Source organism: Aurantimonas aggregata, assembly GCF_010500835.1.
In the GTDB taxonomy this organism is placed as follows: Bacteria; Pseudomonadota; Alphaproteobacteria; order Rhizobiales; family Rhizobiaceae; genus Aurantimonas; species Aurantimonas aggregata.
In genome coordinates this window covers 1-9,962 of sequence record NZ_JAAAMJ010000047.1, presented here as the reverse complement: position 1 = coordinate 9,962, position 9,962 = coordinate 1, and the positions used below count along the sequence as shown (strand labels likewise).

Below are 9,962 nucleotides of genomic sequence, written 5' to 3'. Positions count from 1 at the left end.
CCTCCCTGTGATCCAAAACCATCCGAACCGCGCGGGCGCGCACCTCGGGACTAAACGGCGGAGTTCTCTTCGTCATGGCTCCAGTCTCTCAAGAGTTGGAGCCTCCGACAAACTCGGGGCGGTTCAGTTTCTGGCGAAACAGCGGCTGAATTCGCGCCTTCACATCCGCAGCGAAGACGCCCAAAGTTCCAGCGTCGCCTCGATCGATAGCCCCGTCATCCATGACCTCCGAATCATGGAAACCCATGGATTCAGAAGCCAACAGAAAGCGCAACTGTAATGCTAGTGTCTAGAGGTTCAAGAGGATATTCGATGTTTTCGATCGGCCAACTTTCCAAGCGGACGGGCGTGAAAATTCCTACGCCTACGGCCTGAACCGCCTTTCGGCCTGTTCGTCGCGGTAAGAGACTGTGCGTATGGGCAGCCACAAGCACAATTCTTTTGAGCGTCTGGAAATCGTCGAGACAGGACGTCGTCGTCGTCGCTGGAGCGAGGATGAGAAGCTCCGGATCGTGATGGAGAGCCTGGCGGGTCCGCGCCGGGTTGCGGCAACGGCGCGTCGGCATGGCATTTCGCGCTGGCAACTGTCGACGTGGAGGCGCACTTTTCGAGCAGAGCGCCATGGGGCGCCCCCGGAGCCGGCTTTCGTTCCCGCGGTAATCGTCCCGCCTCTTGAGTCGGTCACGGAGGATACGGGAGCGGCGATCGTGGTGGACCTGCCAGGTGGCGGGCGGATGCTGATCTCGGCATCGACGCCGCCAGCGTTGGCGGCTGCGGTTCTGAAGGCGCTGCGATGATCCCGTCGCGGGTCCGGGTGTGGATCGCGATGGGTCACACCGACATGAGGAATGTAATTACTCACCGTAACCGGGCAGATTTCCGGGCGAGCGGGCTTTCCCTGGAGTGGCGATCATGATTCACGGTCGCCATGCTGGAGCCGGACATTGATTCGCTTAAGGGTTTGCCGCTGGGGCAGCTTCGCGACGTCGTCGCGGGGCTGGTTTCGGAAGTCCGAGGCCTGAGGGCGGAGAATTCAGCGCTGAAGGCGGAGAACCGGGCGCTCAAGGACGAGGTCGCGTCGCTCAAGGGGCTGCCGCCGCGGCCTTCGTTCAAGTCATCCAAGCCGTCGGGCATGGAGAAGGCGACTGGTCCGGCGGCGGGCAAGCGCAAACGCCGCAGGCGCGGCGCCAAGCGCGATGGCGAGCAGGTCAGCCGCGAGGTGGTGGTCGGGGCGCAGGCCCCGGCGGGATCGCGGTTCAAGGGATACGAGACGATCCTGGTTCGGGATCTGGTCCTGTCCGCCGAGGTCGTGCGGTATCGCCGCGAGCGCTGGGTGACACCGGCGGGGCAGACGATCGTGGCGCCGCTGCCGGCTGGGATCGTCGGCGGCTGGGGACCAAACCTACGCCGCTTCATCCTTGCCTGCCATGCTCAGGGGCAGGTGACGACGGAACGCCTGACGGCGCTCCTGACCGGGATCGGCGTCCAAATTTCCAAGCGCCAGGTCGTGCGACTGATGAGCGACCACCTGGACGCCCTCGCGAGAGAGGAGCGCGAAGTGCTGCGCGCCGGGCTTGCCACGGCGCGATGGATCACGGTTGACGACACGTCGGCGCGTCACGCCAACACGGACGGCTACACCACCCAGATCGGTGACAACCGGTTTACGGCGTTCCGCACCGGGCCATCGAAATCGCGCGCGGCGTTTCTGACCACCCTTCGCGCCGGCCATGGCGATCATGTCATCAATGACGAGGCATTGGCTTACATGCGCGGCCGCAACCTCGCAGGCTCGGTGATCGATCGCCTCGCGGGAGCGCCACAAAAGCTCTTTGGCGATGGCGCCGCCTGGAACAGGCATCTGGCGGCGCTCGGGATCGACCAGCTTGAAGTGACGCCCGACCCGGTCAGGATCGCAACCGAAGGGGCGATGTGGGGAGCGATCCGCCAGCACGGCTTGCTTGCCGATGCCGTGATCGTCTCCGATGGCGCCGGCCAGTTCCGGGTGGGCGAGCATGCCTTGTGCTGGGTCCATGCCGAGCGGCTCGTCCACAAGCTGGTGCCGGCGAACCCGCAACAGCGCCAGGCCGTCGAACTGGTGCGCCAGCTGATCTGGTGGTTCTACCGCGATCTGAAAAGCTGGCAAAAGGAGCCTTGTAGCCGGCGAGCGGCGGCCCTGCGCGCCCGCTTCGACCGCATCTTCCGGCGACGAACCGGATATGTCCTGCTCGACCGGCTGCTGGTCCGGCTTCATCGCCGAAAATCCGAACTCCTGCGCGTTCTGGAGCGTCCGGAGATCCCGCTGCACACCAACGGTTCGGAAAACGACATCCGCGCCTTCGTCACCAAGCGCAAGATCTCCGGCGGCACCATCAGCGACGCCGGGCGAGATGCGCGCGACATCCTCCTCGGCCTGATGAAGACCTGCATGAAGCTCGGCGTCTCGTTCTTCATCTATCTCGGCGACCGGCTCGGCATCCCAAACCAAGCGCCCATCGCGCCGCTCCCGGACCTCATCCGGAACGCTACTCGAACATAGCCGCCCGGAAATCTGCCCCGGTTACTTACTCACCCCCTGCGGTTTCCGGGCTCGGCCGTCAGGCGCTGACGGTATTGAGGATGGTCTGGAAGGTGTTGGTGCCGGTACGCAGCCTTGCCGTATAGACGACGGTGCGGATGGCGGCCTCTCCCTCGGCCGCCCACATGGCGCGGTAGCCATTGGTCACTTTTCGCTGGATCACGGCCGGTCTGAGCGCGCGTTCGCAGGCGTTATTGGTTGGCTCCACCAGTCCGGGATACGCAGCAAAGGTCAGGAGCTGATCGCGGGCGCGCCGGAATTTCATCTGAAGATCACGAGCCAGACCGCATGTGGTCGGCGCGGAAAGAATGTCAGCGAGACTTCGCTCCAGGGCCCTGCGCTTGGCGGCGATCGTCGAGGCCGCAAAGGTCTCGATCCCATCGGCCAGGGCGAAGGCTTATTTCAGCCAGAGCCGAAGTCGCGACGGCAGCATGTCGTGGCTCGTCTGGTCGCCATCGGCGACATCCCGGGCGAGATGGGCGAGGCATGTCTGATGCACCGCGCCATGCCCCTGCTGGGCCGAATAGCGATCGGAACACCAGACTTCTGGCCGATGCCCTTCCATCAACTCGCGCACGACGACGGCGCCCCGGGTTGGAGCGGCGCGATGCACGACTGCTTCGTTCGATCGGAACACCCATTGATAGGCGTTCGAGCCCTCGATGCGCACGCCGGTCTCGTCGGAGGCAACGACCTTCGCCCGGCGCAGGGTAGCGATGGCCGTGTCGCACTCGGGCACGAAGGCTGTCTGCGACCGCCTCAACATGTTCATCAGGCCGCCCTGGCTGATCGTAAGTCCAAAGAGGTCGGCGAACGCACGCTGCAGCCGTTCATAGGACAAAGCCTGGAAGGTCTTCAGATAAGTCGCCACGGCATGAATGCGCGACCCGAAGGGCGTGCTTTTCGCCGCGGCCGGCACCTTTGCTGCCACCAGCACCCCGCAGGACGGGCACCGCACCGAAAGCCGCCGGTGGCGCTCGACCACAGGATGGATTGGAGGAAGCTCGATCGTCTCGTATTCGCCTGCCGTCTCGGCGGGCAAGTCGTCAGAGAGTTTCGCCTGGCAACAGCGGCACTGACCAGGACGATGGTCGACCTGCCGGTCAAACATCTCACTCATGGCGCGGGCCTTGCCCTCGTGACCGGGCTTGGCGCCGCCCGGTCTGGCCTTGTCGCGCCGTTCCTTGCGGTCTGTCGCCGGCGGCTTCGACGACGTCCGCGACGTCTTCTCCGGTCGCTGCAGACGCAGCACCAGATCGATCAGTTCGTCCTTCGATAGCCGCTGCAAATCACCGCGTTCCATCCGCTCATGGATTCAGCGATCCGCACCGTTGGCAAGAGGGTGGGTAATTACTGAGGAATTATGCGGAGCAGAGGATTATGCGGAGTCCTGGCCGGCGAGAACGAGTATAAACGTACGATATCAATGCGTTGTCGTCGTTCCAACAGCTCTTGTAGTCAGCATAATTGAGTCATCCCTGAGGTGCGCAATGCATCTCAAGGTGAGACGATATGGTCAACACGAAGAGAAAGTCGCCGAAGTCGGGATTAATGGATGCCGGCTTCCTGGCTCCGTTGATTGCAGAGTTCGGGGCCAGCCTCGAAGAACGTCGGCTTCCGGGAGGGCGAGCGCGTCAGCCAGCCGGAGGATCACCCTCAGGGCGTCCTCGAGGCCGATTTGCTCCGTTGCTGCGGGATTGTCCGGCGGGTCGCGCTCGAGAGCTCATGCCAGTCGCGGTAGCCCAGAACCCGGGCTAGAGCGTTTTCCGATCATGCCGCATCGTATCCGGCGGCTTTGAAGTAGTTGGCACATTCGTCAGGCTTGAAGCAGTCGATGAGGACACCGACGGTTTGCCAAAGGGCATCGACAGTGCGCTCTGCCTTGGCTCGGAGCAGCGCCTTCAGTTTGGAGAAGGCCATCTCGATCGGATTAAAGTCCGGGCTGTAAGACGGCAGATATCGCAGCTTGGCGCCGGCTTGTTCGATGGCCTCGCGCACGCCCTCCGCCTTGTGGGCCGGGAGATTATCCATGACGACGATGTCGCCCGGCAAGAGCGTCGGGACGAGCACCTGTTCGACATAGGCCCGGAAGGCGATACCGTTCATGGCGCCATCCAGCACCATTGGCGCGGTCATACCGCTGATCCTCAGTGCGCCGGTGAAGGTGGTTGTTTTCCAATGTCCGTGGGGCAAGCCGGACCGGCACCGCTCTCCCCGCGGCGAGCGTCCATAACGGCGCGCCATCTTTGTCGACAGACCTGTTTCGTCGATAAAGACGAGCCGCTCTGGATCGAGATCGAGCTGGCTGTCGAACCACTCTTCCCGGCTCTTCAGGACGTCCGGGCGGCTCTGTTCGCTCGCGTGCGCGGTCTTTTTTTCCACGTGATGCTGCGTCGATCGAAGAACCGCCAAAGCGTGCCGGCACCGACCTCGAGCCCACGCTCCTCTGCCAGGCGTCGTCGCATCTCGTGGAGTGTGATGTCGTCGGTCTCGTCGACAAGCGCGAGGAGGAGGTCGGCCTCAGCCTCGATCCGTCCAGAGCGGCGATCACCGCCCATCGGCAAGGGATCCGACTGTCCAGAACGATCCCGCGACCGCCACCGAACCGCCGTCGCGATCGCAACCCCAAAGCGTTCCGCCGCCGCATGCGTCGTCAGCCCGTCCCGCATCGCCTTCAAAACCCGATGACGTAAATCAATCGACAAAGCTCGTGCCATCCGCTGCCTCCCTTCCGGTCGGCAGCTTGAATCACGAAACCGCACCAGACTCTACCCGCCCGGAAAACGCTCTAGCGCCTCGTGGACGGTTGCAACCTTTAGTTCAGGCGCGGCGCGAGCCAGATATTTTGCGGCCTGTTTCGGCCTAACGAGATCGGAAAAGTGGATTCGCATGGAACCGCTCCGGCGGTGCTTGCAACGGCGTGTCCACTTGGCCCGCGCACCTTGAGAGAGGTTCATACGGGGTGATCGTTCACTCCTGCCCGTGGGCTTTGCCAATGTGGACGGCATGGCCGGATCAGCCATCGTCCAGCATAGGCGATTCGAGCCGATCGGCAAGCCGGATAGCGACAGCTATCGTGCGGATCACGCTCTTCGGACGACGCTATGGGACGTTCGGAGTTGACCGCCCGATTAGCCCAAACCGCTCCTTCATCTCTTCGGTGCGAACCCAGGTGTCGCCGGCGATTTTTGCAACCAGCCCCTCGAATACGCGCTCGAAAGCCTCTTTGGTGGCATAGTCCGACAAAGCCTCCGCCTGCGCCAGCGGCAGCAATGGCCGCATGTCCGTCAACAGCCGCGGATTTGCCAGCTTGGCGAACATTCGCTCCTCGGCCTGGGCCCGGGATATCGATTGGCCCGCAAACTCAAGATAGCGGCCGAACAGTTCGGTGACCCGAGCAACATCAAGCTCCTCAAACACATTCACGGCATGGGAAAGATCATAGAGATCACGCCCCTTGTCGCGCTGCAGGAGAGCACGCAGCTTGGTGGCGAGCATTTCCTCCCGAGAGAAGGTCGGGATCGCGGCCACGCCGGCAAACCAGGGATTATCTATCCGAAACGACAGCGTTTGTGGCGGATCGTAGGCTTCGATTTCACGCGTGTTGATTTCGACTTTGAGGCGAATGGGAACGCCGCTTCCGTCTTCGGCATCCACACGGAAGCGAAACTTGGGGGCAACCGGGCTTTGATCGAATTGCGCCCGGCCGAGCCACGGCTCGAGTACAACACGCAGCTGATCCAAGATCGGGCCGATGGGGCCTGCAGTCGTTCGCACGAGATCGATGTCTTCCGAGTAGCGCAGCGGTCCCGGGAAGTGCAGCTTGTTCAGCGCCGTGCCGCCGCGAAAACGCAGTTCGGCGGAAAGGAGATCGTCATTGAAGATGTCGATGAGCGCGCGGCTGATCATGAGGTCCTGTTCGACCTGACGCTGATCCGCCCACGGAACGACGTTGCCCCACGCGACGATGTTCTGACCGGGAATCATTCGTCGATCTCCGGCGTGCGACGAACGACCACACGCCAACGATCGTTGCGCTCCTGTGGCGCCGGCGTGAAGTCCGGATCGCGCGACTCATGCCGATCGAGTTCTGTCCACGGCGCCGTGCCGCGCGCCATAAGCGCCGCGTGCATCGGATCAGCGCGATCCGCATGCCCCAGTTGCTCCAGCAGGTGGCCGAGACGTTGGACGACGGGCCGCTCGGCCACGTCGGACAGCGCGGCAAGCTGGGAAGGATCGATCTTTTCGGCAAGGTCCGTGAGGACTGTCGCGACATTATCGATCCCGCCCGCTGCCTGCGGGTAGCGCAGGAGGTCCAGGGCTGTGAGGGCGGGCGAGGAAATTTTCATTCTGCCTGTATCCGTTTTGCGATCCTCGATACCCGACTCCACTGCTGCGATGTCTTTGCGGTAATAGAAGACGATCAGATTGCGGCCGGCCTTGATCTTCGGCATGCGTTTTGGGGTGACGATCTGGAATTCCATCACGGCCTGATGCGTCGCCCCGTGGAGTTCCGCCGCCTTCAGCAAGCCGACATAGTAGGGCTGCTGTTCGTGGCGCATCAGGGCGTCGATGTACCATGGGGGCGGCGGCGCACCCCAGGAGGCAAACTGTGGGGGCACCGCGACATAGAACCCTTGCCGAGGCCTGATCAGCGCTTTACGGCGTTGAAGGCGCTCGGCGGCATCGAGGAATGGACCGCGTCCGACGCCGAGCGCCTGTTCAGCCTGTTCGCTCGTAAAGACCACTTGTCCTGCGGAAAGCAGGCTTGCGATATGAGCTGACAGGGCAGAGCGCTGATCGTGAACCATGCGCCATTATCCGCTCTTAGCGCGGTTATTTCAACATGCATTGACGTGGTTGATCAAATCGTACTCGTGTTTCCGTGCCACGAGCGGCTTTTCAAACATGATTTGTGCAAAATTGCTATCTTGCCGCCCGTCGTTCCAGGCCAACATCGACCGCCTTGGTTGCGCTACAAGTGCAGCTTATCTTCAATCTATGTCGAAACCATCCAAGCCTCCCAGACAAGCACCACTATGTAACTCAGGCGCAACTACGTCACTTTGCGCGCGACGAGGGCCGCACCCAGATCCACGTCTTCGACAAGACGACCGGCAAGAGCTTCACGTCGTCGATCTTGGACTCGGGTTCGGAGAACGACTTCAACACAATCACCGAAGATGGCGGACGGCTCAATTTCGAGGCGATGTTCGACAGGGTCGATGATGCCGGAGCAGCTATTGTCGCCCAGATCGCGGAGCACCGCTCCTTGTCATGGATTGGCGAGCAGCAGAAAGTTCGGTTCGGCCATGTTGGAACGCATGCCGATCAAGAGCTGTCGTTCCAGAACGCTGAGCGTTTCGGCGTCGGTCGCGGCAAGCTTCCGATGACGAGCATCATGCCGCCGCAGCAGTGGCATCGATGAGGTGGAAGGCCGGTCTCCGGGCTGCTGGCGGGTCCGGTTGCGGGGTTCGGTGTGCGAACATCGAGCAGGGATCGGCAGAGGGCAAGCTTGGCGGAGCGATGACCATTGGCGAGGAAGCCGTAATGGCGGATGCGGTGGACGCCGTCCGGCAGTGTGTGCAGGAGAAAACGCCGGATGAACTCGTCGGCGTCGAGGGTCATGACCTTCGGCTTTCCATGATGCCGATATCTGGCATGATCGCGCTGACGCTTCGACATCCCTGCCGCACTCCGGTGCCAGGCGCTATGGTGAGACCATTCGGGATGTGGGGCGTCGGGAGCACGTGAGTGCGGGCAGACCGAGGAAAGACATGGGCTGCGAGCCCGAGCCTTTATGTGGTCGCCCCTGCGGCTTGCCCGAATGCGCCGCGAGCGCGGATCCGTAGTTGCCGTGTAGCCCGCCAGCTCCTGAGATCGAGAAGAGGAAAGATACCGGAAGGAGCAGTTAATGCGCATCATCGGCATGGATATCCACCGCGTCTTCGCCGAAGCGGCGGTGCTCGAGGATGGGGAGATCAAGCGTCTTGGCCGGATCGGCATGACGCGGGATCAGCTTAACGACTTTGCCAGGACGCTCTTGCCGACGGACCACGTCGTGGTGGAGGCGACCGGCAATGCGACGGCGGTCACCGAGATCCTCGCTCCCCATGTGGCGAGGGTGGCCGTGGCCAATCCCCTGCAGGTGCACCTGATCGCCAAGGCGAAGATCAAGACCGACGCCATCGACGCCCGCGTGCTGGCAAAACTCTACGGCGCGGGCTTTTTGCCCGAGGTCTGGATCCCCGACGCCGCGACCCTTGCCCGCCGGCGGCAGGTCACGCGTCGGAGGCAGCTGGTTCGGCAAAGGGTTCGGTTGAAATCAATCGTGCAGTCGATCCTGCACGCCAACCTGATCCCTCCGTGCCCCTTCGCGGACCTGTTCGGCGGCAAGGGGCGAGCCTGGCTGCGGGCGCAACACCTACCCGATGACGAGCGGGAGGCCGCCGACCGCCACGTCGAGGAATACGACCGCCTGTCCGAAGCCCTCAAGGGGGTGGAGCGCGATATCGCCCGTGCCGCCCTGGCCGACGCGAACGTGACGCGACTGATGACGATCCCCGGCGTCGACATGGTCGTTGCCGTCGGATTGATGGCCGCGATCGGGAGGATCGACCGCTTCGACGGACCCGACAAGCTGGTCGCCTATATCGGCCTCAATCCGAGCGTCCATCAGTCCGGCGATGGACCGGCCCAGCACGGCCGGATCACCAAGCGCGGACGCTCGGACGCCCGTCATCTCCTGGTCGAGGCGGCTTGGCAGACGGTTCGCAGTCCGGGGCCGCTCCACGCCTTCTACGAACGCGTGCGAGGCAAACGCGGCAACCACATCGCAGCGGTCGCGGTCGCCCGCAAGCTGGCAGTGATCATCTGGCATCTGCTGACGAAGGGAGAGGATTACAGCTGGGTTCGCCCGTCGCTGCACGCCAAGAAGCTCCGGGATCTCGAGTTGCGGGCCGGACATCCGCCGCGGCGCGGCCAGAAAGGCGCTTCCTACGACTACAACATCACGCAACGCCGACGCGACGAGCGCAACCTGGCTCAGCAGGCCGAAGGAGCATACCAGCGAATGACGAGCGGATGGCGCCGAACAGGACCGCGCTCAAAACCCACGGGCGCCACAAACGAGGAGCGACGATGATCAGGCTGCGCCGCAGGGCTTGAACCTCACGTCCTGCTGTTCGCCTCGTGGTCGCCCGTGGGCTCGAAGGAAATATCATAAACCTGTCGCGAGGGGCTATTCGATCTCATCCGTAGTCCTTCCAGCGGAAGGAAACGCGACCGTCATCGCTCATATCGACGAGCCGTGCGTTCGAGATGGCAACCCGATGGGTGTAGCGGCCGAGATAGGCCAGCACCTGCTCCGGCCCGCCGAAGGGCG

8 protein-coding genes and 3 pseudogenes are annotated in these 9,962 nt (G+C 62.9%); 5 read left to right on the top strand and 6 right to left on the bottom strand.

The annotated features are described in order from the left end of the window. The 3 genes from GTW51_RS23725 to GTW51_RS22685 all read left to right on the top strand — a co-directional run. A partial coding sequence (locus tag GTW51_RS23725) for a hypothetical protein (protein ID WP_203566272.1) occupies positions 1 to 280 on the top strand: 280 nt, incomplete at its 5' end. Between the two features lie 136 nt (positions 281 to 416). Beyond that, positions 417 to 797, top strand: a complete 381-nt coding sequence (tnpA, locus tag GTW51_RS22690; RefSeq protein WP_163046298.1) for an IS66-like element accessory protein TnpA — start codon at positions 417 to 419, stop codon at positions 795 to 797. A gap of 131 nt (positions 798 to 928) precedes the next feature. Beyond that, entirely contained in the window at positions 929 to 2,539 is a 1,611-nt protein-coding gene (locus GTW51_RS22685; protein ID WP_163046297.1) for an IS66 family transposase, read from the top strand. A 58-nt stretch (positions 2,540 to 2,597) separates the two neighbouring features. On the opposite strand, the pseudogene tnpC reads toward GTW51_RS22685, so the two are convergent. The 4 genes and pseudogenes from tnpC to GTW51_RS22665 form a co-directional block, all read right to left on the bottom strand. Then, positions 2,598 to 3,881, bottom strand: a pseudogene (gene tnpC / locus GTW51_RS22680) (IS66 family transposase). A 467-nt stretch (positions 3,882 to 4,348) separates the two neighbouring features. Beyond that, positions 4,349 to 5,295 (bottom strand): IS630 family transposase gene (locus tag GTW51_RS22675; protein WP_163046296.1). Its coding sequence is split into 2 segments (ribosomal slippage): positions 4,349 to 4,959 and positions 4,959 to 5,295, totalling 948 coding nucleotides; the frame shifts between segments, so codons are not numbered across the junction. 385 nt (positions 5,296 to 5,680) lie between these two features. After that, on the bottom strand, positions 5,681 to 6,565 hold the full coding sequence (locus GTW51_RS22670; protein ID WP_163046295.1) for a nucleotidyl transferase AbiEii/AbiGii toxin family protein: 885 nt from the start codon (positions 6,563 to 6,565) through the stop codon (positions 5,681 to 5,683). After that, entirely contained in the window at positions 6,562 to 7,389 is an 828-nt protein-coding gene (locus tag GTW51_RS22665) for a type IV toxin-antitoxin system AbiEi family antitoxin domain-containing protein (protein ID WP_163046294.1), read from the bottom strand. The genes GTW51_RS22670 and GTW51_RS22665 overlap by 4 nt, the downstream gene beginning before the upstream one ends. Before the next feature lie 170 nt (positions 7,390 to 7,559). Here GTW51_RS22665 and GTW51_RS22660 point away from each other — a divergent pair, with 170 nt between their 5' ends. After that, on the top strand, positions 7,560 to 8,006 hold the full coding sequence (locus GTW51_RS22660) for a DUF4238 domain-containing protein (protein ID WP_163046293.1): 447 nt from the start codon (positions 7,560 to 7,562) through the stop codon (positions 8,004 to 8,006). On the opposite strand, the pseudogene GTW51_RS22655 reads toward GTW51_RS22660, so the two are convergent. Next, positions 7,910 to 8,245, bottom strand: a pseudogene (locus GTW51_RS22655) (transposase); the annotation flags it as partial. The gene GTW51_RS22660 and the pseudogene GTW51_RS22655 overlap by 97 nt on opposite strands. 247 nt (positions 8,246 to 8,492) lie before the next feature. Here GTW51_RS22655 and GTW51_RS22650 point away from each other — a divergent pair. Continuing rightward, on the top strand, positions 8,493 to 9,722 hold the full coding sequence (locus GTW51_RS22650; protein ID WP_203566270.1) for an IS110 family RNA-guided transposase: 1,230 nt from the start codon (positions 8,493 to 8,495) through the stop codon (positions 9,720 to 9,722). A gap of 112 nt (positions 9,723 to 9,834) precedes the next feature. Here GTW51_RS22650 and GTW51_RS22645 read toward each other — a convergent pair. Continuing rightward, positions 9,835 to 9,962, bottom strand: a pseudogene (locus GTW51_RS22645) (transposase); the annotation flags it as partial.